At 68.4% G+C, this 23,108-nt stretch carries 21 protein-coding genes; 10 read left to right on the top strand and 11 right to left on the bottom strand.

Features of this window, described 5'->3' with window-relative positions; translation table 11 throughout:
- The first annotated feature begins 36 nt into the window (after positions 1-36).
- The 4 genes from sigK to IM689_RS08670 all read left to right on the top strand — a co-directional run bounded on the left by sigK (position 37) and on the right by IM689_RS08670 (position 3,120).
- Positions 37-525, top strand: a complete 489-nt coding sequence (gene sigK / locus IM689_RS08685) for an ECF RNA polymerase sigma factor SigK (protein ID WP_406565490.1) — start codon at positions 37-39, stop codon at positions 523-525.
- Positions 522-1,253, top strand: a complete 732-nt coding sequence (locus IM689_RS08680; RefSeq protein WP_193643676.1) for an anti-sigma factor — start codon at positions 522-524, stop codon at positions 1,251-1,253. The genes sigK and IM689_RS08680 overlap by 4 nt, the downstream gene beginning before the upstream one ends.
- Positions 1,250-2,776: a molybdopterin-dependent oxidoreductase gene (locus IM689_RS08675; RefSeq protein ID WP_193643675.1), complete on the top strand. Its 1,527-nt coding sequence runs from the start codon at positions 1,250-1,252 to the stop codon at positions 2,774-2,776. The genes IM689_RS08680 and IM689_RS08675 overlap by 4 nt, the downstream gene beginning before the upstream one ends.
- Positions 2,777-2,856: 80 nt before the next feature.
- On the top strand, positions 2,857-3,120 hold the full coding sequence (locus IM689_RS08670) for a hypothetical protein (RefSeq protein ID WP_193643674.1): 264 nt from the start codon (positions 2,857-2,859) through the stop codon (positions 3,118-3,120).
- Positions 3,121-3,146: 26 nt separating this feature from the next.
- Here IM689_RS08670 and IM689_RS08665 read toward each other — a convergent pair whose 3' ends face one another.
- The 4 genes from IM689_RS08665 to IM689_RS08650 all read right to left on the bottom strand — a co-directional run bounded on the left by IM689_RS08665 (position 3,147) and on the right by IM689_RS08650 (position 7,161).
- Entirely contained in the window at positions 3,147-4,103 is a 957-nt protein-coding gene (locus IM689_RS08665; protein ID WP_193643673.1) for a phosphotriesterase family protein, read from the bottom strand.
- Complete coding sequence (locus IM689_RS08660; RefSeq protein WP_193643672.1) at positions 4,096-5,598, bottom strand: long-chain-fatty-acid--CoA ligase; 1,503 nt, start codon at positions 5,596-5,598, stop codon at positions 4,096-4,098. Before IM689_RS08660 ends, IM689_RS08665 begins: the two co-directional genes overlap by 8 nt.
- 120 nt (positions 5,599-5,718) lie before the next feature.
- Positions 5,719-6,426, bottom strand: a complete 708-nt coding sequence (locus IM689_RS08655) for a B3/B4 domain-containing protein (protein WP_193643671.1) — start codon at positions 6,424-6,426, stop codon at positions 5,719-5,721.
- 96 nt (positions 6,427-6,522) lie between these two features.
- Positions 6,523-7,161: a hypothetical protein gene (locus IM689_RS08650; protein WP_193643670.1), complete on the bottom strand. Its 639-nt coding sequence runs from the start codon at positions 7,159-7,161 to the stop codon at positions 6,523-6,525.
- Between the two features lie 155 nt (positions 7,162-7,316).
- Here IM689_RS08650 and IM689_RS08645 point away from each other — a divergent pair, with 155 nt between their 5' ends.
- From IM689_RS08645 to IM689_RS08630, 4 genes are all read left to right on the top strand, one after another.
- Positions 7,317-8,513 (top strand): benzoate/H(+) symporter BenE family transporter, encoded by a 1,197-nt coding sequence (locus IM689_RS08645; RefSeq protein ID WP_193643669.1) that lies wholly within the window; start codon positions 7,317-7,319, stop codon positions 8,511-8,513.
- A 34-nt stretch (positions 8,514-8,547) separates the two neighbouring features.
- On the top strand, positions 8,548-8,925 hold the full coding sequence (locus IM689_RS08640; RefSeq protein WP_047311724.1) for a hypothetical protein: 378 nt from the start codon (positions 8,548-8,550) through the stop codon (positions 8,923-8,925).
- Between the two features lie 115 nt (positions 8,926-9,040).
- Positions 9,041-10,924, top strand: a complete 1,884-nt coding sequence (gene dxs, locus IM689_RS08635) for a 1-deoxy-D-xylulose-5-phosphate synthase (protein ID WP_193643668.1) — start codon at positions 9,041-9,043, stop codon at positions 10,922-10,924.
- Entirely contained in the window at positions 10,925-11,935 is a 1,011-nt protein-coding gene (locus IM689_RS08630; RefSeq protein ID WP_193643667.1) for an aminoglycoside phosphotransferase family protein, read from the top strand.
- Between the two features lie 164 nt (positions 11,936-12,099).
- On the opposite strand, the gene IM689_RS08625 is transcribed toward IM689_RS08630, so the two are convergent.
- Both IM689_RS08625 and IM689_RS08620 read right to left on the bottom strand, forming a co-directional pair.
- Positions 12,100-12,489, bottom strand: coding sequence for a VOC family protein (locus IM689_RS08625; protein WP_187035263.1), 390 nt, complete (start codon positions 12,487-12,489; stop codon positions 12,100-12,102).
- Positions 12,490-12,543: 54 nt separating this feature from the next.
- The gene (locus IM689_RS08620) at positions 12,544-13,338 is read right to left on the bottom strand and encodes a glycerophosphodiester phosphodiesterase family protein (RefSeq protein WP_193643666.1); all 795 of its coding nucleotides are present in this window, start codon (positions 13,336-13,338) and stop codon (positions 12,544-12,546) included.
- A 170-nt stretch (positions 13,339-13,508) separates the two neighbouring features.
- Here IM689_RS08620 and IM689_RS08615 point away from each other — a divergent pair, with 170 nt between their 5' ends.
- Positions 13,509-15,041 (top strand): M1 family metallopeptidase, encoded by a 1,533-nt coding sequence (locus IM689_RS08615; RefSeq protein ID WP_193643665.1) that lies wholly within the window; start codon positions 13,509-13,511, stop codon positions 15,039-15,041.
- An 86-nt stretch (positions 15,042-15,127) separates the two neighbouring features.
- On the opposite strand, the gene IM689_RS08610 is transcribed toward IM689_RS08615, so the two are convergent.
- The 5 genes from IM689_RS08610 to IM689_RS08590 form a co-directional block, all read right to left on the bottom strand.
- Positions 15,128-16,672 (bottom strand): helix-turn-helix domain-containing protein, encoded by a 1,545-nt coding sequence (locus tag IM689_RS08610; protein WP_118913279.1) that lies wholly within the window; start codon positions 16,670-16,672, stop codon positions 15,128-15,130.
- Positions 16,673-16,878: 206 nt separating this feature from the next.
- Complete coding sequence (locus IM689_RS08605; RefSeq protein WP_193643664.1) at positions 16,879-18,993, bottom strand: 3-hydroxyacyl-CoA dehydrogenase NAD-binding domain-containing protein; 2,115 nt, start codon at positions 18,991-18,993, stop codon at positions 16,879-16,881.
- A complete protein-coding gene (locus tag IM689_RS08600; protein ID WP_193643663.1) occupies positions 18,993-20,210 on the bottom strand; it encodes a thiolase family protein in 1,218 nt (405 codons plus the stop codon). The genes IM689_RS08605 and IM689_RS08600 overlap by 1 nt, the downstream gene beginning before the upstream one ends.
- A gap of 74 nt (positions 20,211-20,284) precedes the next feature.
- Entirely contained in the window at positions 20,285-21,604 is a 1,320-nt protein-coding gene (locus IM689_RS08595; protein ID WP_193643662.1) for an HRDC domain-containing protein, read from the bottom strand.
- Positions 21,604-22,185: a DUF3000 domain-containing protein gene (locus IM689_RS08590; protein ID WP_047311535.1), complete on the bottom strand. Its 582-nt coding sequence runs from the start codon at positions 22,183-22,185 to the stop codon at positions 21,604-21,606. Before IM689_RS08590 ends, IM689_RS08595 begins: the two co-directional genes overlap by 1 nt.
- Positions 22,186-22,252: 67 nt before the next feature.
- On the opposite strand from IM689_RS08590, the gene IM689_RS08585 reads away from it, so the two are divergent.
- A complete protein-coding gene (locus IM689_RS08585; RefSeq protein WP_193643661.1) occupies positions 22,253-23,104 on the top strand; it encodes an EamA family transporter in 852 nt (283 codons plus the stop codon).
- The last annotated feature ends 4 nt before the right edge of the window (positions 23,105-23,108 follow it).

Raw genomic sequence — 23,108 nt, 5'->3', positions numbered from 1 at the left:
GTCCAACGCTGCGCGCGAGGTGATGACGCTGCGTTCGTGCAGCTGTACGACGACACGAGCGCCCGCGTCTTCGGTCTCATCGTGCGCGTGCTGCGCGACCCGGCGCAGTCCGAGGAGGTTCTCCAGGAGACCTACCTCGACATCTGGCGCCATTCGGCTCGCTACGACGCGAAGCAGGCGTCCGCCATGTCCTGGATGATGACGATCGCGCACCGGCGGGCCGTCGACCGGGTGCGTCACGCCGAGACGGCGAGCGCCCGGGAAGGGCGGTACGCCGTCGAACAGTGCGAGGTCGCGTTCGACTCGACGAGCGAAGCCGTCGCGAGCAGCCTCGAGGCCGAGCGCGTGCGGCGCGCGATGGCGACCCTCACCCCGGTTCAGCGCGAGGCGCTCGAACTGGCCTACTTCGGCGGACACACCCACACCGAGGTGGCCGCCCTGCTCGACCTGCCGCTCGGAACGGCGAAGACACGCATCCGCGACGGACTCATCCGCCTGCGCGACACCATGGGAGGTGAACGATGAAGCGCGACGTTCGACCGGGCGACGCCTACGGACTCATCGGTGCGTACGCGGTGGACGCCGTGACGCCCGAGGAGCGTGAGGCCGTTGAGGCCTACCTGCGCGATCACCCCGAGGCGCTTGGCGAGGTGCTCTCCCTCCAGGAAGCGGCGGCAACGCTGCCCGCCCCCGAGCTGACGCCGCCCGCTCACGTGCGCAGTGAGCTCCTCGCTCAGGTGGCTCGCACCCGTCCGCTGCCACCCGTCGTGCCCGTCGCCGCGGAGCGTTCCCAGACGCCACGCGCGGCCCGGCGAGCAATTCTGTGGCTCGGTGCTGCCGCCGCAGCCATCGTCATCGCGGTGGCCGGGGGGGTACGGATCGCGAGCGACGACGCCGGCTCCATGCCGGCACCAGTCGCGGAGGTCATGCACGCCGACGACGCCCGTGAGTCGGTCATCGACATGGGCGAGCACAAGATCACCGTCACCCGTTCGATGGGTATGGACAAGGCCGTCGTCACGTCGACGACGATGGGGCGCGCCCCGGACGGCATGGCGTACCAGATGTGGGTCAAGGACTCCTCCGGGAAGTTGGTCTCCGGTGGCCTGCTGCCCGAGCCGGAGAAGGACGGGCTCATCGCCATGCTGTTGCACGGTGACGCCGGCGCCGCCCGCGAGGTCGCCGTGTCGATGGAACCGGCCGGCGGTTCGGCCCAGCCGACCTCGAAGGTGCTGGGTTCGGTGCAGCTGTGACGGCCGCAGACCTCGGCAAGGGGCAAGCAGCGTTCGTCGGCTTGGCTTCGACGATCGCCGGCGCGGGGGCAGGGCACCTCGTCGCGGCGATCACGGGGCCGAGCTATTCGCCGCCGTTCGCGGTCGGTTCGGCCGTTGTCGATGCGGCTCCGACCTGGCTGAAGAACTTCGCCGTGTCGACCTTCGGCACCGCTGACAAGCCCGTCCTGCTCGCCTCCGTGGCGCTCGTCACCGGCCTGCTCGGCGCGCTCGCTGGGCTGCTCGCTCGGACGCGGCTCGTGCGCGGTGTTGCGCTGCTCGGTGTCCTCGTCGCGCTCGCCGGCCTTGCCGCGTGGGCCCGGCCGGGCGGGGGAGTCTTCGCCGTCATCCCGTCGCTCGCGACGGCCTTCGTCGGGGCCGGAAGCTTCGTGGCGGTGATGTCGTCGGCGTCAGGTTCGTCGAGCATCGCGCCTGGCGTGGCCTCGGGCGACGTGACGCGCCGGACGATGCTGAGCGCGGGAGCCCTTGCGGGGCTCGGAGCCGTGGCCGCGGGCATGGGACAGAAGATCGGCTCGCAGGTGACGCAGATGGTGCGCGCACTGCCGCGCCCGAGCCGCTCGCTGCCCGCCATGCCCGCGGGGTTGGAGCGCACCGTGAAGGGGGTGACGCCGCTCCTCACCCCGAACTCGAACTTCTACCGCATCGACACCGCGCTCGTCGTGCACAACGTCGACGCGGGCGGGTGGCGACTCGTCATCGACGGCGACGTCGAGGAGGAACTCGAGTTCACCTACGACGACATCCTCGCCATGCCGCTCGTCGAGGCGGACGTGACCCTCACCTGCGTGAGCAACGAGGTGGGCGGCGAGTACGCGGGCGGCGCCCGCTGGCTCGGCGTCCCGGTGCGCGACCTGCTCGCCAAGGCGCGTCCACGCAGCGGCGCCGACCAGGTGCTCTCCGTCTCCGACGACGGGTGGACCTGCTCGACGCCGATCGAGGCCTTCCAGGACAAGAACCGTCAGGCTCTCCTGGCCGTCGGGATGAACGGCGAGCCGCTGCCGCGCGAGCACGGTTTCCCCGCGCGTCTCGTCACGCCGGGCCTCTACGGCTACGTCGGGGCGACGAAGTGGGTGACGAAGCTGACGGTCACCACCTACGCCGAGCACCGCGCGTACTGGACCGACCGCGGCTGGAGCGAGAAGGGTCCGATCAAGCCCTCGACGCGCATCGACGCACCCCGCGCCGGCCGCACCATCGACGCCGGACGCGTGGCGATCGGCGGCGTCGCGTGGGCCCAGCACCAGGGCATCGTCGGGGTCGAGGTGCAGATCGACGACGGCGAATGGCAGACGGCGAAGCTCGGCCCGAATGTCGGTATCGACTACTGGCGGCAGTGGTGGCTGTCCTGGGACGCGCCCAAGGGGCAGCACACGATCAAGGCCCGTTGCCGGTACGCCGACGGCAAGGTGCAGACATCGCAGGAAGCCGAGGTGACGCCCGACGGCGCCTCGGGATGGCACACCGTCTCGGTCGGTGTGAGGTAGGCCACACCCCGTCTCCCATCCATTCGGGTGAGGGGGCCGAATGCCTCATGCACACCGTTTGCGAGAGAGAAGGAACCATCATGAAGCGCCTTGCCGCCATCACCCTGTCCGCCTGCGCCGTGTTCGGCGTTGCCGCCTGCAACAACGACGGCCAGGGCTCCGGCAACTCGTCGTCGAACATGCCGACGAGCACCGAGATGAAGAGCGACATGAAGAAGGACATGAAGTCCAGCGACATGAAGTCGAAGGACATGAAGTCCGACATGTCCAAGGACTCCATGAAGAGTGACGACATGAAGAAGGACATGAAGAGCTCCGACTCCATGACGTCCTCGGCGAACTGACCTTCGCCCGCCGAACGACGGCCAACTTACTCGAAGTAGCGACGCGGATTGTCCAACAGGATCGTGTGTATGTCCGCGTCGCTCACGCCGCGCTCACGCAGCGCAGGGAGCACGTCCTCGCTGATGTGCCGGAAGTTCCAGTTCGGTTGGGCCTGGGGGATGAGTCCCTCGGGGAACCAGTCGATGAGGCACGACGCGTCGTGGGCGATGACGACCTTCTCGGCGTAACCGCGACGGCACAGCTCGACGATCGTGTCGACGCGCTGCTCGAACGGCAGGAGAACGTCGATGCCGAAACGGTCCATGCCGAGGTAGCTTCCGGCGTCGGCGAGCTTGCACAGGTAATCGAGGTCGGTCGAGTCGCCGCTGTGGCCGATGACGACGCGACCGAGATCGACGCCCTCCTCGGCGAGCACACGCTGCGCCACGAGTCCGGATTCGCTGCCCGCGTGCGTGTGCACGGTGACCGGAGCCGACGTCTCGGCACTCGCCGCGCCGACCGCCCGCATGACGCGCTCGACACCGGGCGTCAGGCCCTTCTCCTCGATGGCGCACTTGAGGAACGCAGCGCGCACGCCCGTGTCGGCGATGCCCTCGCGCAGGTCCTTGAGGAACAGTTCGGTCATCGGCTCCGGACCGCCGAATAGGGTCTCCGGGCCCGTGTAGTGGAACTGGAACGGCACGTCGTCGTAGGTGTAGACGCCCGTCGCGACGACGATGTTGAGGTCGGTTCCCTCGGCCACCTTCTGGATGCGCGGGATGTAGCGCCCGAGCCCGAGCACGGTCGGGTCGAGGATCGTGTCGATGCCGAGCTCTTTGAGCTCCTGCAACTTGCGGGACGCATCGGCGACGCGGGCGTCCTCGTCCCACTCGCTGTAGTTGACGCGGTACTCCTCGCCGAGCACGAAGACGTGCTCGTGGACGAGCGTCGCACCGAGGTCGCCGGAGTCGACGACCCCCTTGACGGTCTGGACGTCAGTCATCGTTCTTCTCCTCGTCGTGGGTCCACTCGATGGCGCGCTTGAGGATCTTTCCCGTCGCGCCCTTGGGCAGTTCGTCCGCGAACCGGTACAGGTGCGGCACCTTGTACGCGGAAAGCCGTTCCTTGAGCCACGCGCGCAACGCCTCCGGGTCGGGGGACGCGTCAGGTCGCAGCACGACGACGGCCCCGACCTCCTCGCCGTATGTGTCGTCGGGGATGCCGACGACGGCCGTCTCGACGACGTCCGGGTGCTCGTAGAGCACCTCCTCGACCTCGCGGGGGTAGACGTTGTAGCCGCCACGAATGATGAGGTCCTTCGCGCGATCGACGATGCGCAGATACCCGTCGGCGTCGAGCGCGCCGAGGTCTCCGGTGCGGAACCACCCGTCGACGAGGTCTGCCTCGGTGGCCTCGGGGCGGTTCCAGTACCCCTTCATCACCATGGGGCCGGTGATGAAGACCTCGCCGACCTCGTCCAGGGCGACGGGCTGCCCGTCAGCGCCGCGCACCTCGACCGCGCCACCTGGCAGAGCGATACCCGTCGTGCCGACGCGCTGCTCGATGAAGGGGGAGTGGTACGTCGCCGCGCCTGTGGTCTCCGTGAGGCCGTACCCCTCGAGGATCGTGCAGCCGAAGCGGGTCTCGAACGCGCGGATGACCTCCACCGGCAGGCTCGCGCCGCCGGAGGCAGCCAGGCGGAGATTGGCGAAGTCAGCGGGGCCGAAGTCGCCGGCGACGTGCAGGAGGTAGTTCCACATCGTCGGAACGCCCGCGACGATCGTCAGTTCGTGGTCGCGGATCACGCGGACCATGGCCTGCGGTTCGAACGGGCTGAGCAGGGAGAGACTCGCACCGCCGACGAGGATCGTGTTCATGCAGATGCACTGACCGAAGACGTGGAACAGCGGCAGGCCGGTGCCGAACGCGTCCGTCGGCTCTAGTTCGAGCTGGCGAATGAAGATCTCGGCCGTCTCGAGCAGGTTCGAAACGGTGAGCTGCACGCCCTTGGGCTTACCCGTCGTGCCCGAGGTGTAGAGGAGCACAGCGGTCTCGGACGCGTCGCGCTCCACGGGCTCGGACAGCGGCGTCTCGCAGGTGACCGGGGCGTGGGGTTCCAGGCTCCACACGTCGACGTCTGCCTCGGCGCCCGCGCGCTCGGCGGCCGTCGTCGCTGCGTGCCACGCGATGACGAGTCGGGCTCCGGAATCGCCCAGCACGTAACCGATCTCGGCGGGCGTCGACATGACGTTGAGCGTCACGACGACGATGCCCGCAGCCTGGGCGCCGTGGTAGACGGCAGCGAACTCGGGCACCGACGGCGCGATGAGCACGATGCGGTCACCGCGTTCGATGTCCGCCTCACGCAGCGCGCCAGCCCACGCGGCGACGTGGGAGCGTAGCTCCTCGTAGGACCAGCTCTTGTCGAGGCTGCGGACGGCCGGGTGGTCGGGGTTGCGGGCGGCGTGCGTCCAGATGGGCGCGGCGACGTTGGGCATGAAGCACCTCGCTACGGGTTTCGTGTGATGCGAGTCACGCTACCCATCGCGGTGCGGCATGTGGGGCGCGGGCGTCGCGGCGCTTTCTTGTCCGAGATCGGACGACGGGAGCCCGTCGGATCACAGAATGCGTGAGCTGAGCTTCACGCCAGGGCTGACGGCCTCGAGGGCCTCGGTGAGAGCGCCGAGAACGTCCTGGGCTCGCTGCTCGCCGTCGCCCGGTTCGACGTCGAGGACGTCGCAGATGAAGACGGCGTCGGTCGTCTGCTCCGTCAGGCGCGTGCGGTAACACTGGCGCCAGTTCCACCGGCGGCAGGTGACGCCGGCGTCGTCACGCCAGACGACCTCGCCGGGCTCGGGGTGCTCGATCGTCTCCGCTCCCGAGGCGAGCGTGTCGAACTCCTCGTCGCCGGTCGCGCGCACGAGGCGCAGCGGCCCGTCGTAAGCGGCCAGGTTCTCGCCGCCGAGCGGCGTCTGGAAGCGGACGGAGACGGCGTTGTAGGCGTCGGTCAGCGCGTTGATACGCGGTAGGGCGTCGGCGCGACGCATGAGCGCCTCCGCGGAGTTGCGGGTGCGTTGGGGCTTGGCACCGAAGGCGCGGAACGCCTCGCGCCATGCGGCGATGTGGGGGAGTTCCTCGACCTTCGTGTGCTCCAGGAGCGGGCGCACGTGTTCCTCGGCGGCGAACAGCAGCGTTTCGCTCGCCTCGTTCGACTCGCCGCCGCTCAACCCCTCGGCGACGACGAGCACTGCCCGGTAGTCCGGACGAAGATCGCGGACGGCGTCGTCGATGGAGGCCTGCTCGAGCCATGCGTCATAGGTACCCATGCGGCCATTGTGCACGCTTGCGCCAACGATCGCGGACGCAGACGCGGGGCGAACCGTCGGCAATGACGGTCCGCCCCACGTCAGGAGCTGCGCGAGTCAGGCGCGCGGCGTGAGCTTCAACGTGATGGTGTTGCCCGGGCCGCTGACCTGCTTCGTCACGAGCTTGTTGAGCGTTCCGCCTGTTCCGCAGCCGGTGAAGCTGGGAATGGTGAAGTTGCCGCTCAGGGTGATGGGGTCGAAGCCGCCCTTCATCGTGCCGCTCACCGGGATCTCGACCGGCGCCGACGTCTTGCAGTTCTTGCCCACGAGGTTGATGAGGCCGTGACCGGCGGGGGAGAGATCCTTGATGTGCAGGTACGCCTTCTGCGTCTGCGTCACCTTGTGCGTCGTCGCGTCGATCGTGCCCGTCGCCTTGCCGACCGGCTCGACCGCAATCGTGGCGTAACCGATCTGGAGGCCGCCGAGCTTCACCGGCGTCTTGAGGTCCTTGAGCATGAGGTCGGAGCTCAGCGTGCCCTTCTCGACATGAACGGTGGAGAAGCTGAAACCGGTCGTCGACGAGCTCTGGTTCATCTTCTTGACGTTCGTCGTGGCGGCGACGTCGTAGCCGAGGTTCCAGACGGTGTCCTTCGGCTGCGATTCGGCAGCCTGAGCGCCGGGGGCCGTGAGGGTCGTCGCGCCTGCGAGAGCTGCTGCGGCAACGGCGACGGACGTGGTGCGGCGTGCGGAGAACATATTCTTCCTTCGGTTGACTATGTGGTCCACGCCTCAAGTTACCAATGCGTAAGTTGCCGCGTGGCGACTTCGGAGAATCGGGCGCGAATCGCCGTCGGCACCGCATCCGTGGACAGGCGCGAGCCATCGGCGTGAAGCGCTCGTACGCTGAGCCGATGACAATGGGGCGCGACGATCTGCAGGCCGTGACGGCCGGTCTCGTGTGCGCCGTCGTCGGCTTCACGAGCTCGTTCGCCGTCGTCCTCGCGGGCCTGCGGGCCGTCGGTGCGACGCAGGCGCAGGCGGCGAGTGGCCTGCTCGTCCTGTGTCTGACGATGGGGCTCGGCTGCATCGTGTTCAGCCTGCGCACGCGGATGCCCGTGACGATGGCGTGGTCGACTCCGGGCGCGGCGCTCCTCGCGACGACCGGCGCTGCCGCCGGCGGGTTCGCCGGAGCTGTCGGAGCATTCGCCGTCTGCGGCATGCTGCTCGCCCTGTGCGGTGCGGTGCCGTGGCTCGAGAAGCTCGTCGAACGCATCCCCGCTGCTCTCGCCAGCGCCATGCTCGCGGGCATCCTCCTCACGATCTGCGCGAAGCCGTTCGTCGACCTGCCCCGCGCCCCGTGGCAGATCGGCTGTGTTCTGCTCGCCTGGCTCGTCACGACGGCGTTCGCGCGACGGTGGGCGGTGCTGGCCGCGCTCGCTGCCGCGCTCGCTGCCGCGCTCGTCGTCATGGGGGTCGACGGAGCCTTCTCGCGTACGGGGGCGACGACGCTCGTGCCACACCTCGAGTTCGTCACACCGCACCTCGACGCGACGGCGATGGTCGCCATCGCGCTGCCCCTGTTCCTCGTGACGATGACGAGCCAGAACCTGCCGGGCGTCGCCGTGCTAGCGTCGTTCGGTTACCGCCTCGGCCTGCGGGGGCCGCTTCTCTACACCGGGGCCGCGGGTGTCGCCGGTTCGCTCGCTGGTGCCCACGCCATCAACCTGGCCGCCATCTCCGCGGCGCTCGCGGCCGGCCCAGAGGCGCATCCCGATCGGGATCGTCGGTGGATCGCGGGTGTCACGTGCGGCGTCGTCTACGTCGCGTTGGCGCCGGCGTCGGCCGCCGTTGTCGCAGTGGCCCTCGTGGCGCCGCAGGCGTTGCTCGCGGCGGTTGCTGCGGTGGCGCTGTTCAGCACCTTCGCCGCAGCTGCTGCGTCGGCACTCGAGCCCGTCGCGACGCGCGAGGCGGCCGCGGTGACGCTCGTCGTCGCCGGTTCGGGCGTGACGCTGGGTGGCGTCGGCTCTGCCTTCTGGAGTGTTCTTGCCGGCCTGCTCGTGCTCGGGGTGAGTGCGGTGGCGCTACGTAGGGCAGCTTCGAAACAGTAGAACGTATGTTCGAAAAATGGCGTACGCTGACGCCATGTCCGATGTCGTGCAGGGCGGCCCTCCGGGGTGGCCGAGGGGAGTGCCGCCGCCAGGAGCGCCGGGGTGGGAGCAGGCTGCCACGCAGTGGCTCCTCGACCAGTGCCCGGCCGACTTCCGCGCCTACGACGCGTGGCGTCGGCATCCGGTGGCGCTCGCCTGGGTGGCCACGTGGCACGTCGACGCGCAGCTGAACGCGATGCGCGAGTCGTACCGACGTATTCGGGTCGACCTGGCCGACGAGCTGCCCCCGCGCGCCGTTCCGCAGGTGATGGAGCACCTGTCGGCCGAGGGGCTGCGGCTGCGCGCCACGGCGCACGCCGTGCGTCTCGTCCACGAGGCGATGCGGGGCAAGACGTTCGTGCCGCGGTTGTGACGGGGAGGAGGTGACTCTTCGGTAACGCACAGACCTTGCGGGTGTACTCGCATGGAACCTTGAAGTCGAACGACCTAGACTCAAGAGACTGCACTCTCGAAAGGCTGATTCAGACGTGACCCTGCTGGAAACCATCTCGGGGCCGGACGATCTCAAGGGCATCCCGGTCGACAAGCTCGATGACCTCGCGGCCGAGATCCGGCAGTTCCTCGTCGATTCCGTCTCCAAGACGGGTGGCCACCTCGGCCCCAACCTCGGTGTCGTCGAGCTGACCATCGCCATGCATCGCGTCTTCGACTCGCCGCGTGACACGTTCGTCTTCGACACGGGTCACCAGAGCTACGTGCACAAGCTGCTCACCGGACGTCACGACTTCAGCAAGCTCAAGAAGTCGGGCGGTCTGTCGGGTTATCCGAGCCGTGAGGAGTCCGAGCACGACGTCGTCGAGAACTCGCACGCCTCCACGTCGCTGTCGTGGGCCGAGGGCATCGCCAAGGCGCGCCGCCTGCGCGGCGAGGCCGACCGGCACACGGTCGCCGTCATCGGCGACGGCGCGCTCACCGGCGGCATGGCCTGGGAGGCGCTCAACAACATCTCGGCCGACCCCGACCTGCCGCTCGTCATCGTGCTCAACGACAACGAGCGCTCGTACGCGCCGACGATCGGTGGCATGGCGCAGCACCTCGCGATGATGCGCACGATGCACACCTACGACCAGGTGCTCGACTGGGGCAAGAGCCGCCTGCAGAGCACGCCCAAGGTCGGTAACAAGATGTACGAGGCGCTGCACGGTGTGAAGCGCGGCCTCAAGGACATGGTCTACCCCGACACGGGCGTCTTCGAGAGCCTCGGCATCAAGTACCTCGGCCCCATCGACGGCCACGACGAGCAGGCCGTCGAGACGGCCCTTCGTCGGGCGCGCGACTACGGCCGCCCCACGCTCGTGCACGTCATCACGCAGAAGGGGCGCGGATACAAGCCCGCCTACTCCGACGAGGCCGACCAGTGGCACGGCATCGGCAAGTTCAACCCCGAGACGGGTCTGCCGTTCGAGGTCTCCGGGCGCATCTGGACCGATGAGTTCAGCGACGAGATGGTGGCGCTCGGCGGCGAGCGTGACGACGTCGTCGCGATCACCGCGGCCATGCTCATTCCCGTCGGCCTCGACGACTTCGCGAAGAAGTACCCCGAGCGCGTCTTCGACGTCGGCATCGCCGAGCAGCACGCCGTGACGATGGCCTCCGGGCTCTCCTACGGCGGGCTGCACCCGGTCGTCGCCGTGTACGCCACGTTCCTCAACCGCGCGTTCGACCAGCTCCTCATGGACGCCGCGCTGCACAAGCAGGGTGTGACGTTCGTGCTCGACCGCGCGGGTGTCACCGGTTCTGACGGCGCCTCGCACAACGGCATGTGGGACATGTCGATCTGCTCGATCGTGCCCGGCCTGCACCTCGCCGCGCCGCGTGACGGCGCCCAGGTGCGCGAGCAATTGCGCGACGCCGTCGCGATCGACGATGCGCCGAGCGTCATCCGCTTCCCGAAGGGCGACGTCGGTGAGCCGCTCGTCGCCGAGCGTCGCATCGGGCGCCTCGACGTCATGAAGGACGCCGAGAACCCGGACGTGCTCGTCGTGGGTGTCGGTTCGATGGTCGGTGTCGCGCTCGACGTGGCGCAGACCCTGGAGTCGGACGGACTCGCCGTTCAGGTTGTCGACCCGCGGTGGGTTTTTCCGGTCGCCCCGGAGCTCGTCGAGTTGGCTGCTCGCGCGAAGCACGTCGTCGTCGTGGAGGACAACCTCGTCGAGGCCGGTGTCGGTTCCGCGTGTGCGCGCGCCTTCCGTGAAGCCGGCGTCGCTGCGGGCGTCGACACGTACGGCATCCCGAAGGAGTTCCTCCTGCACGCCTCGCGTGGTGAGGTGCTCACCGAGATCGGCCTGACGGCGGACGCGATCACCGCTGACCTGCGCCCCCGCCTGGCACCCGGCAAGGACGTCGCCTGAGTGGCACGGTACGACGATCTTCCGCCGCTTCCCGGCGCCCTCGTCCCCGGCCCTGCCACCGAGGTGTGGGCCAGCAAGGATTGGATGTGGGACGCGAGCCGCTGGATGGACGAGGTGCTCGAGCGTCGAGGTGTCACGCGTGACGCGACGACGCCGAAGCAGCCGACACTGACGCCGTGGTTCACGCGCCTCGTGGCCGACACCGATCACGGGCGCGTGCGCATGGTGGCGGGCCTTCCGGAGACGACGTCGGAGTCGGTGCTCATGGGGCACCTGGCCACCGTCGTGCCCGACGCGGTTCCGTCGATCTGGGCCGCCGACCGCGAGCGTCGCTGGTTCCTCATGCCCGCCGAGAGTGGCAGCCTGCGTGAGGTGGAGACCGAGGAGTCACGCCTCAGCCTCATGTCGGGGGTGCTGCGCCGCTACGCCGGAATCCAGCGGGCTTCGGCTGCCGTCGCCGACGACATGGTGCGCGACGGCGTCCTCAAGCTGACGCCCGGTGACATCGTCAAGCAGTGGCGGCGGCTCGGGTTGTCGCCGAACCACTGGTCGGCCCTGTCGTCCACGGCGCGCCGCCTCGAAGAACTCGGTCTTCCGCTCACGGTTCAGCACGACGACCTGCGTTCCGGCACGGTTCTCGCCGACGGCACCACGGCGGGTCTGACGAAGGCCCGCATCACGGAGTGGATGCACGCGTACGTCGGTCATCCGTTGCTGTCGTTGTACGAGCCGCTGCGCGCCACGACCGAGGGCCTCGACGACGCCGCTGCCGCGGAGGCGCGGGCGCGTCTGTTGCGTGCGTACTCGAGCGGGTGGGGCGATGCGCTCGGTTCGAGCGTCCTGCACCGCGCCGTCGACGACGCCCTGCTCCTGGGTCGCATGAGCCGCGTGCTCAGCTGGCGCCGGGCTCTGACGCGAGGGAGCGACGCCGAGCTGCGTTCGTGGGGCCGCACGGGTGCCGAACTCATCCGCGAGGTCGACGAGATCCTCGACGGGCAGCGTCAGGCCTGACGCCCCGGCCGGAGGGATACCGCGGGCCAGGCCATGGAGGCACGAGACGGTGCGAAATCTTCCCTTCTTGTGCCGAAGGCGGGCCCCAGCACGCAAGAAGGGAAGGTTCCTTCCCCTGGTGTCGTTGCTGGCAGACGCCGGTGCTCGACCACGGACCCTGGCGGTCAAGCCCGTGGCGTGAGCACCTCGATGCGGTTACCGAACGGGTCGCGGCAGTGGAAGCGCGTGAATCCGTCGAGCGTGTCGCGCTCGTCCCACGACATCTCGTAGCCGGCCGACATGATGCCGTTGCCCAGCCGCTCCAGGGCATCGACGCTCTCGACGGCCAGTGCCGGGTGCGCCTTCCGGGCGGCATTGAACGGCTCCTCGACGCCGAGGTGGATCTCGGCCGTGGTGGATCCGTCATCGCCGAGCGCTCGGAACCAACATCCGCCTCGTTGGGCCAGTACTCCCGGCTTGTCGATCTCGACGAGACCAAGCACCTCGCCGTAGAAGGTGCGAGCTTCCTGCTCGCGCCCCTTCGGCATCGACACCTGAACATGGTGCAAGCGCATTGTGACTCCTCTCAAAGTATCTTGATGTCAAGATACCGCAGAGAGGTATCCGGACTACGCCGGGAGATCGTCGCCTTCGACCGTCCACTCACCGCGCGCGACGAGGACGTCCTTGAGGGTGTCGGCTCGGTCGGTGACGAGGCCGTCGACGCCGAAGTCGAGCAGCCGCTCCATGTCGGAGCGCTCGTTGACGGTCCACACGTGCACCTCGACGCCGGCCGCGAGCGCGGCGTTGAGCAGCGCCCGGTCGAGCACGCGCACCCGTCCGTGGCGCTCGGGGATCTGTAGGGCGTCGATGCCCTTCGCGAGCCGCCTGAACAGCATCCGCCCCACGACGGGAACGTGGGCGCTCACCCACAGCGCCGTCATGAGTTCCTGCCCGGGCGAACTGCGTACCGGCCGGCTGAGGCCCGAGAGCACCGCCCGCCGGCGCTTCTCCGAGAACGACGCCACCCGCACCCGATCGTGCGCTCCGTGCTGCTCGATGCACGCGATGAGTGGCTCGATCGCCCCTGCAGCCTTGACGTCGATGTTGACGCACAGCTGCGGGTGACGCGTGAACAGATCGTCGAGGCGGGGGATCGGCTCGACGCCGTTGATGCGAGCCTCCGAGACCACAGACCACGGGAGCTGCGCGATGACGCCGCGGGCGTCCGTCGTCCGGTCGAGCGTCTCGTCGTGGAACGCGAGCAGCACCCCGTCGGCGGTGGCGTGCACGTCGGTCTCCACCCAGCGATACCCGAGCCTCACGGCCGCGTCGAACGCGGACATCGAGTTCTCGAGGGTGTGATCGTCGCCGCCCGAGAAACCTCGGTGGGCGAGTGCTTCGGGTAATGCGTGCAGGGCCATGACGAGAGGCTATGCCATCGCTGCGATGGCGCGCCTGCAGCCCTTCGCGGGTGCTGGTCTTGAGCTGTCTCAAGTTTCCCGCGAGTATCTCTCGCGGAGGTCGTGCCACGTGGTTGCCTGGACCTCGCAGGGTGACGACAGACGCCGCCCTTCGCGAAAGGGCTCACAGAATGAAGCGCTGCTCATGGCGTCGCGCCGCCGCCATCTCCACCGTCGTCCTCACGCCGATGGGGGTTGCCACCGCCGCCGTGGCGCCGTCCGGTTCCGCGGGCATCGGCGATCCGTACTACCCCAACTACGGCAACGGCGGATACGACGTCGACCACTACTCGATCAACGTCGAGTACGACCGGACGAAGAACACGGTGAAGGGCAAGACCTGGGTCTTCGCCACGACGAAGCAGAGCCTGGGCCGCTTCAACCTCGACCTCGCGCTGCGCGCCAAGCTCGTCACGGTCAACGGGCGTCCTGCCAAGTTCACCCAGAGCGAGCACGAACTCGTCGTCACTCCCTCGCGTGCTCTCAAGAAGGGGGAGAGCATGGCCGTCGAAGTCACCTACGGCGGCAACCCCAGCACGACGAAGGTCAAGGGCTTCACGCCCTGGGTCACGACGCCGGACGGCGCCGCGGCCCTCGGAGAGCCGGAATCGGCTGCGTGGTGGTACCCCTCGAACGACCACCCGCGTGACAAGGCGACCTACGACATCGCCATCACCGTCCCCAAGGGCGTTGAGGCACTGAGCAACGGCACGCTGCAGTCGAACAAGGTCTCGGGGCCGTGGCAGACGTGGCGTTGGCAGGTGTCGCAGCCGATGGCGCCGTACCTCGCCTTCTTCGTGACAGGTCAGTTCACCATCACCAAGGGCACGGCACAGGGCATTCCGTGGCTCAACGCCGTCACCACCGTCAAGAGCCCCCAGCAGCGGTATGCGGCTGCGGATCTGGCGCGTACTCCGGAGATCGTCGCGTGGGAGGCCAAGCAGTTCGGCCCGTACCCGTTCGAGACGATGGGTGGCGTGGCGCCGAACGCGCCCCTCGGGTTCGCGCTCGAGAACCAGACGCGCCCCGTGTACTCCAACGTGTTCTGGGCCGACGGCCCGAGCGAGGGCGTCATCGTGCACGAGCAGGCCCACCAGTGGTTCGGTGACTCGGTTTCGGTTCACAACTGGAAGGACATCTGGCTCAATGAGGGCTTCGCCACATACGCCACGTGGCTGTGGTCCGAGAAGCAGGGAGAGGGTTCGCGTCAGGATCTCCTGGAGAGCTACTACCTCACGCCTCCGGACGAGGACTTCTGGTCGACCACGATCGGTGATCCCGGGGCCGGAAACGAATTCGACGCTGCGGTCTACGACCGTGGCGCCATGACGCTCGCCGCTCTGCGCAACCGTGTCGGGGAGGCGAAGATGTCGAAGATCCTCAAGACCTGGACGCGTCAGAAGGCCGACGGCAACGCCCGCATCGCCGACTTAATCGCGTTGGCCGAGCGCATCAGCGGTCAGCAGCTCGACTCGTTCTTCACGGCATGGTTGTACACGCCGCAGCGCCCGGCGGCGACGAAGGCCAACGGCTTCCCCGCTACCTTCGCCAAGCGCGCGAGTACCGCGAGAACCCAACGCGTCGCGATGCCGGCGAGCCGGGCTCAGCTCGACGCCGACCACAAGCAGATGATCACTCAGGAGCGGCAGCGCGTCGTGGGCTGACGAGAAAGTACGGAAACGACGAGCCCGCCCCGTCACCGAGTGGTGACGGGGCGGGCTCGTCGTCGAGGCGACTCGGTGCGTCAGGTTCAGTTGCTGAACTCGTCGTCGCGGAAGCTCGTGATGTCGGCGCCGAGCGCGTTGAGGCGCTCGTCGAGCTCCTCGTAGCCACGGTTGATGACATAGATGTTGCGCAGGATCGACGTGCCGGGGCACGCGAGCATGCCCAGCAGGATGACGACGCCCGGGCGAAGCGCAGGCGGGCACATCACCTCGGCCGCACGCCACTTGGCGGGACCTTCGATCATGACGCGGTGCGGGTCCATGAGGTGCACCGTGGCGCCGATCTTCGTCAGCTCGTTGAGGTAGATCGCGCGGTTCTCGTACACCCAGTCGTGGATGAGCGTCTGGCCCTCGGCGCACGCCGCAATGACGGCGAAGAACGGCAGGTTGTCGATGTTGAGGCCGGGGAAGGGCAGCGGGTGGATCTTGTCCGTCGGCGCCTTGAGCGGGCCCGGCTTCGTCGTGAGGTCGACGAGGCGCGTCTCGCCGTTGGCGGACGTGTACTCCTCGGTGATCTCGTAGCGGAAGCCCATCTCCTCGAGAATGGCGAGCTCGATCTCCATGAACTCGATCGGCACGCGCTTGATCGTGATCTCCGACTTCGTCACGATCGCCGCGGCGACGAGCGACATGGCCTCGATCGGGTCTTCGCTCGGGAAGTACTCGATGTCCTTGTTGATCTCGCCGACGCCCTGGATCTCGAGGGTCGTTGTGCCGACGCCCTCGATGGAGACACCGAGCTCGCGCAGGAAGAAGCACAGGTCCTGCACCATGTAGTTGCTCGAGGCGTTGCGGATGATCGTCTTTCCCTCGTAGCGAGCGGCGGCGAACAGCGCGTTCTCGGTGACGGTGTCGCCACGCTCGATGAGGACGATCGGCTTCGTCGGGCGCACCGAGTTGTCGACGGACACGTGGTAGTAGCCGTTCGACGCCTCGACGGACATGCCGAACGCGCGCAGCGCGTGCAGGTGGGGCTCGACGGTGCGCGCACCGAGGTCACAGCCGCCGGCGTTCGGCAGTTCGAACGTGTCGAACTCGTGCATGAGCGGGCCGAGGAACATGAGAATCGTGCGGGTGCGGCGCGCGGCGACCTCGTCGATCGTCGACAGGTCGATCTTCTCCGGCGGCGTGATCTCGAGGTCGCTCGAGTCCGGCAGCCAGCGCGTCTTCACACCGATGGAGTTGAGCACCTCGGTGATCCGGTTGACCTCTTCGATGCGAGCGAGGTTGCGCAGCGTGGTGCGTCCCTTATTGAGCATGGCGGCACACAGGCAGGCGACCGCAGCGTTCTTGCTCGTGCGGACGTCGATCGAACCGGAGAGCTGCTTGCCGCCCTCGATGCGCATGTTCAGGGGGAGGTTGCTACTGGCCACGGTGATGATCTCCGAATCGAGTGCTCTGCTGATCTTGGTCAGCATTTCCATGCTGAGGTTCTGGCCGCCCTGCTCGATGCGGGCGACCGCGCTCTGCGAGGTGCCGACCTGCGCTGCGAGGGCGCTCTGCGTCAGACCGCGTTCGAGCCGGACTTCACGGATGGTGCCACCGATCCGTACAAGCTGCTGTTGAACCATGCTCTCCATGCTATATCTCATGTATGAGATAAAGAATCGCCCACCGCGTGGCGTTCACCACGTGGCGTATTTCTCGACGATACCTGTTCACTCCTCGCGATCAACCGTCCGTCTTGGAACGGCGAGTCGCGCGCGCTCGAGGACACACAGAAAGCGCGGGGAGAACATCAGTGCTCTCCCCGCGCGTTCTGTTACGCGAAGCTGGATCAGCCGGCGACGCTGGCAGCGCCCTTCGGCAGGAAACGCTGTCCGGTGACCTTCTCGGAAATGCCGAGGCGGTCGAGCAGCGGCGTCACGCCACCGTTCCAGAACGGGAAGCCCGCACCGGTGATCATCGCGAGGTCGATGTCCATCGGAGCCGCGACGACCTCCTCGTCGAGCATGCGACGCGTCTCGTCGGCGAGGGCCTCGAGGGCGCGGTCACGCACCTGCTCGGCGGTGAGCTCCGTGGAGCCGGTCTTCTCGAACTGAGCGAAGACCTCCTCGTTGAGCTTGCCGTCCTTGCCGTAGAAGCCCGGAATCTTCGCCTCGACGACCTTCGCCAGGTTCGGCGAGACGTAGAAGCGATCCGGGAACGCACCGTGCAGCGTCTCGCTGTTGTGCAGCGCGATTGCCGGGCCGACGAGCGACATGAGCATGAACGGCGGCATCGGCGTGATGCCGGCGAACGCCTTCTCCACGGTCTCGACCGGGGTGCCCTCGTCCGCGATCTTGCCCGCCTCGCCCATGAAGCGGCCCAGCAGGCGGTTGACGACGAACGACGGCGAGTTCTTCACGAGGATGCAGGTCTTCTTGAGCTGCTTGCCCGTGGCGAACGCGGTGGCGAGCGTCGCGTCGTCCGTCTTGTCGCCGCGGATGATCTCCAGCAGCGGCATGACGGCGACCGGGTTGAAGAAGTGGAAGCCCACGACGCGCTCGGGGTGCGCGAGGTCCTCCGCCATCTCCGTCACCGACAGCGACGAGGTGTTCGTCGCGAGGACGCACTCGGGCGTGACGATGGCCTCGACCTCGGACCACACCTTCTTCTTGACGCCCATCTCCTCGAAGACGGCCTCGATGACGAAGTCGGCATCGGCGAAGCCGTCCTTGCTCGTCGAACCCGTGACGAGACCCTTGAGACGGTTCGCCTTGTCGGGGGAGACGCGCTTCTTCTCGAGGAGCTTGTCGATCTCGGCGTGAACGTACTCCACGCCCTTGTCGACGCGCGCCTGGTCGAGGTCGGTCATGATGACCGGCACGTCGAGGCGGCGGATGAACAGCAGCGCGAGCTGGCTGGCCATGAGACCGGCACCGACGACGCCCACCTTCGTCACCTTGCGTGCGAGCGCCTTGTCCGGCGCACCGGCGGGGCGCTTGGCGCGCTTCTGGACGAGGTCGAACGCGTACAGACCGGCGCGCAGTTCGTCGCTCATGATGAGGTCGCCGAGGGCCTCGTTCTCGCCCTCGAAGCCCTGCTCGCGCGTATTAGTGCGGGCAGCCTCGACGAGGTCGATCGCACGCAGCGGAGCGGGGGCAGCGCCGCCCGTCTTCTGCATGGTGAAGGCGCGGGCCTTCTCGCACGCGGCCTTCCACGTCGACTCGTCCTTGTCGACCTCAGGGCGCTCGACCTTCTTCTCGCCCGAGATGACGTCGGACGCGAAGCGCAGCGAGTCCTCGAGGAACGTGACCGGCGCGAGGAGCTCGTCGGCGACGCCCAGCTTGAACGCCTGAGCACCCGTGGCCATCTTGTTGTTCGACAGCGGGTTGCTGATGATGAGCTGCAGCGCGTTCTCGACACCGATGAGGTTCGGCAGCAGGTACGTGCCGCCCCAGCCGGGCACGAGACCGAGGAAGCACTCCGGCAGCGAGTAAGCCGGAACGTCCGCGGACATCGTGCGGTAGTCGCAGTAGAGCCCGATCTCGACGCCGCCACCCATGGACGCGCCGTTGACGAACGCGAACGTCGGGATGTCGAGGTCGGCGATCTTCGAGAAGACGCGGTGGCCCTGCTCGGCGATCTCGACGGCCTGCTCGCGGCTCGTGATCGCGGGGATGCCCGTCAGGTCGGCGCCGACAGCCATGATGAACGGCTTGCCGGTGACACCGAGACCGACGATCTCGCCCTTGGCCGCACGTTCGGCGGCCGTGTCCAGCTGAGCCTCCAGCTCGGCGAGGCCGAGCGGGCCGAAGCTGTTCGGCTTCGTGTGGTCGAAGCCGTTGTCGAGCGTGATGAGGACGAAGGTGCCGGACGTCGTGCCGTCGTGACGCGGAAGCTGGATGTCCTGCGCGTGGGCGTGTGTGACGACCTCGTCGTGAGCCTGGTTCTTCGATGCGTCGTTCATCAGGCCACCTTCTCCTTGCCGTAGTCGGGGTGGTTCGGGTTCTCCCAGATGACAGCGCCACCCATGCCGATGCCGATGCACATGGCCGTGAGGCCGTAGCGGGCCTCGGGCTTCTCGGCGAACTGGCGCGACAGCTGCGTCATGAGGCGCACGCCGGAGCTGGCGAGCGGGTGACCCGTGGCGATGGCGCCACCGTAGGCGTTGACGCGCTCGTCGTAGGCGTCGATGCCGAAGTGGTCGAGGAAGGCGAGCACCTGGACGGCGAAGGCCTCGTTGAGCTCGAACAGGTCGATGTCGTCGATCGTGAGACCGGCCTGCTTGAGAGCCTTCTCCGTGGCCGGGACCGGGCCGATACCCATGACCTCGGGGTCGACGCCGACGAAGGAGTAGCCGACGAGGCGCATGCCGACGGGCAGGCCGAGTTCCTTGGCCTTCTCCTCGGAGGCGAGGATGCAGGCCGTGGCGCCGTCGTTGAGACCGGCGGCGTTACCGGCGGTCACGTTGCCGTGGGCGCGGAACGGCGTCTTGAGACCGGCGAGGTCCTCGACCGTGGTGCCCGGACGCGGCGGTTCGTCGGTGGTGGCCAGGCCCCAGCCCTTCTCGGCGTGACGCGTGGCGACGGGCACGAGGTCCTGCTGGATCTTGCCCTCGGCGTAGGCCTTGGCGAGCTTGTTCTGCGAGCCGACGGCGAACGCGTCGCAGCGCTCCTTGGTGATGGCCGGGAAACGGTCGTGCAGGTTCTCGGCCGTCTTGCCCATGACGAGGGCACTCGGGTCGACGAGCTTCTCGGCGACGATGCGCGGGTTCGGGTCGGTGCCCTCACCCATGGGGTGGTGGCCCATGTGCTCGACACCGCCGGCGATGGCGATGTCGTAGGCGCCGAACGCGATGCCGGACGCGGTCGTCGTCACGGCCGTCATGGCGCCGGCGCACATGCGGTCGATGGCGTAACCGGGAACGGACTTGGGCAGACCCGACAGGAGAGCGGCCATACGGCCGATCGTCAGGCCCTGGTCACCGATCTGCGTCGTGGCGGCGATGGCCACCTCGTCGACGCTCTCGGGCGGGAGGTTCGGCTGACGACGCATGAGTTCACGGATGCATTTGATGACCAGGTCGTCGGCGCGGGTCTGGGCGTACATGCCCTTCTCACCGGCCTTGCCGAACGGCGTACGAACACCGTCGACGAAGACGACCTCATGGAGCGTGCGGGGCACGTTGCCTCCCGAAGTTAGACAAAGCTGACTAGGCCAGGCTAACCCGTTCGGTTACCCGTGAGTACGCGGGTCGATCAATTCGTCGGGTGATCGAGCGCGGCTTCGGCGAGAAGCGGCGCGACGATGTCGCACTGCCAGGGGCGTGCGCCCCCGGCGGCGAGGGCTTCACGCCATCCGGCTTCGCTCTGATCGGCGGGGGGCGACCAGATGGTGCGACGCAGAAGATCGGGCGTCAGCAGGTTCTCGACGGGCACGTTGCGCTTCTCGCTGAACTGCTGGAGGCCGTAGCGGACGTCGTCGAGACGACCAGCGGCAGCTGGGTTGCGATCGGCCCACGCCCGGATCGGCGGGGGAGCGTTCGTACGCATCGTGAGGGGCGGCAGCTCGCGCTGCGGCAGGGCGTCGGCGTTCTTGAGCGCGTTGAGCCAGCGCTCGCCGTAGCGCGCGAGTCCACGGTGCGCGGGGCGCGGACGGCGGCGTCGGGCCGAGCCGTCACCGACGCGTGGGCGGATGGCGGGCGGGCCGACGAGACCGGCGAGGTCGTTGGGGTTGCGGCGGGCCAGATCGATGATGAGTGCGTCGGGCAGCACGCGACCCGGCGTCGTGTCGCGGCGCTGGGCGATGTCCTCGCGCGTCTGCCACAGCGAACGCACCCGGGCGACCTGGCGCGGATCGCGCAGCGCGTGTAGACCGGACGTGCGACGCCAGGGGTCCTTCTTCGGCGTCGGGCCCTCGAAGTCGAGCAGCGCCTCGAACTCCTGACGGGCCCATTCGCCCTTGCCCTGGGCTTCGAGGTCGGCGGCCAGGGCGTCACGCACCTCGACGAGGCGCTCGACGTCGAGCGCGGCGTAGACGAGCCAGTCGTGGGGCAGCGGACGCGTCGACCAGTCAACGGCCGAGTGCTCCTTGGCGAGCGTGACGCCGACGTAGTGCTCCGTGACGGCGGCGAGCCCGACGCGGGCGAGGCCGGCGAGGCGGCTGCCGAGTTCGGTGTCGAACAGCGCCTTCGGGTAAAGACCGAGGGCCTTGAGGCAGGCAAGATCCTGCGTTGCGGCGTGAAGAACCCACTCGGCCTTGCCGATGGCGGCATTCAGGCTGCTGAGATCGCTGCACGGCACCGGGTCGATGAGCCAGGTGCCCGAACCCTTGCGCCGCAGCTGGACGAGGTAGGCGTCGTTTCCGTAGCGGAAGCCTGACGCGCGTTCGGCGTCGATGGCGACGGGCCCGGAGCCGGCGCGGATGGCGGCGCAGCACTCCTTGAGGCGCGCGGCCGTCGTCACGATCTCGGGAACGCCGTCAGCCGGTTCGGCGAGCAGGGGATAGCTCGGCTTGTCGTCGGTCGGCTGCGCGTCCTCGAGCGACGCGTTATCGCCGGCGGGGGAGTCGGACGTCATCAGAAGCGCCCCGGCAGGGCCGACACCCCTTCGGGCAGCGGCGGCAGGCCGGCGACCGTGCACATGAGCGTGGCCCAACCCTGCAGGTGGGCGGCGATGTCGTTGCCGTCCGGGGTCCACGACGCACGCACTTCGAGCTCGACGCTCGAGGGACGCTCGGCGAGGCCGGCGAAGCTCTCGTTGACGACGCGGGTGACGGTGCCGGCTTCCGCGGTATACGTGGCGCCGGCGTCCTTGAGGGACTCGACGAGCCAGGACCAGCCGACAGCGCCGAGCGCCGGGTCTGTGGCCATCTCGGATTCGAGTTCGGCGCGAGCGAACGTCACGACGCGCCAGGTGCCGTGCCAGGCCTCGGGGCCCGCGGGGTCGTGCAGAAGGACGAAACGTCCGGTGCCGAGAACGGCGTCGTCGTCACGCGGGTCGACGACCTCGGCGGAGAAAGCGACGGCGTGGGGAGCGATACGGCGCGGTGGGGGCACCTCGGTGAGGGAGAGTTCGGGACGCACCCGCGCGGCCTTGACGGCATCGACCACGTCGGCGAAGTGCTCGGCGTCGTCGCGCTTCAATGTCTGCATCCCCATGGCCAGAAGATTAGGCCGGAAAGGGGCGAATTCACGGGAGGCACGCCGCGCGTCCTACCCTGCGCATGTGGTGACGTTCCTGGCCCTTCTCTCCTCCGCCGTCTGGGGTAGCGCAGACTTCGCCGGAGGCGTTCTGACGAAGCGGATGCATCCGGTCAAGGTCGTCACCCTGTCTCAGCTCGGTGGCCTCGCTGCGGCGTTCGTGTTCTTCCTGTCCGTGAGTTTGTGGGGCTCGCACGGGGAATCGCCCGTCACGGCGTGGGCGCTCTGGGGCATCGCGGCGGGGCTCAGTGGCGCGGTGGGATTGCTGTGCCTGTACGCGGCGCTGTCGACCGGGACGATGGGCGTCGTCTCGCCCATCACGGCCCTCGGTGCCATCGTGCCCGTCACGCTCGGTCTCCTCCGTGGCGACGCGTGGACGACGATCGTCGGGGTGGGCCTTGTCGTCGCCCTCGTGGGTGCGGTGCTCGCGAGTGGCCCCGAACTATCGGGTGAGGTGGGCCGCAGGCCGGTGACGCTCGCCGCGATCGCCGCCGTCGCGTTCGGGCTGTCCCTGTACTTCATGGACGGAGGGGCGCGGCACGACCTGTCCGGCTCCATGCTCGCCATGCGGTGCGGCAGCCTGTCGCTGCTCATCCCCACGTTCCTCGTCCTGCGTTCACGGAACGCGGCCCGCGAACCTCTGACGCCTCGTCTCCTTCTTGCGTTGCCGCTGCTCGGCATCGGCGACCTCGTCGCGAACCTGTTGTTCGCCGCAGCCTCGGCCCAGGGGCAGGTCTCGATCGTCGCCGTGCTGGGCTCGCTCTACCCGGTCGCGACGCTCCTGCTCGCCCGCGGCTGCCTCGGCGAGCGACTGCGCGGGGTTCAGCTGGCGGGCGTGGCACTCACCGTCGTGGGCGTGTGCCTCGTGTCGATCTGACGGC

It is taken from the genome of Dermacoccus barathri (assembly GCF_015070805.1).
In the GTDB taxonomy this organism is placed as follows: domain Bacteria; phylum Actinomycetota; class Actinomycetes; order Actinomycetales; family Dermatophilaceae; genus Dermacoccus; species Dermacoccus abyssi.
Note: the sequence above shows the minus strand (reverse complement) of the source record. Positions and strands in the feature narration are given on the sequence as shown.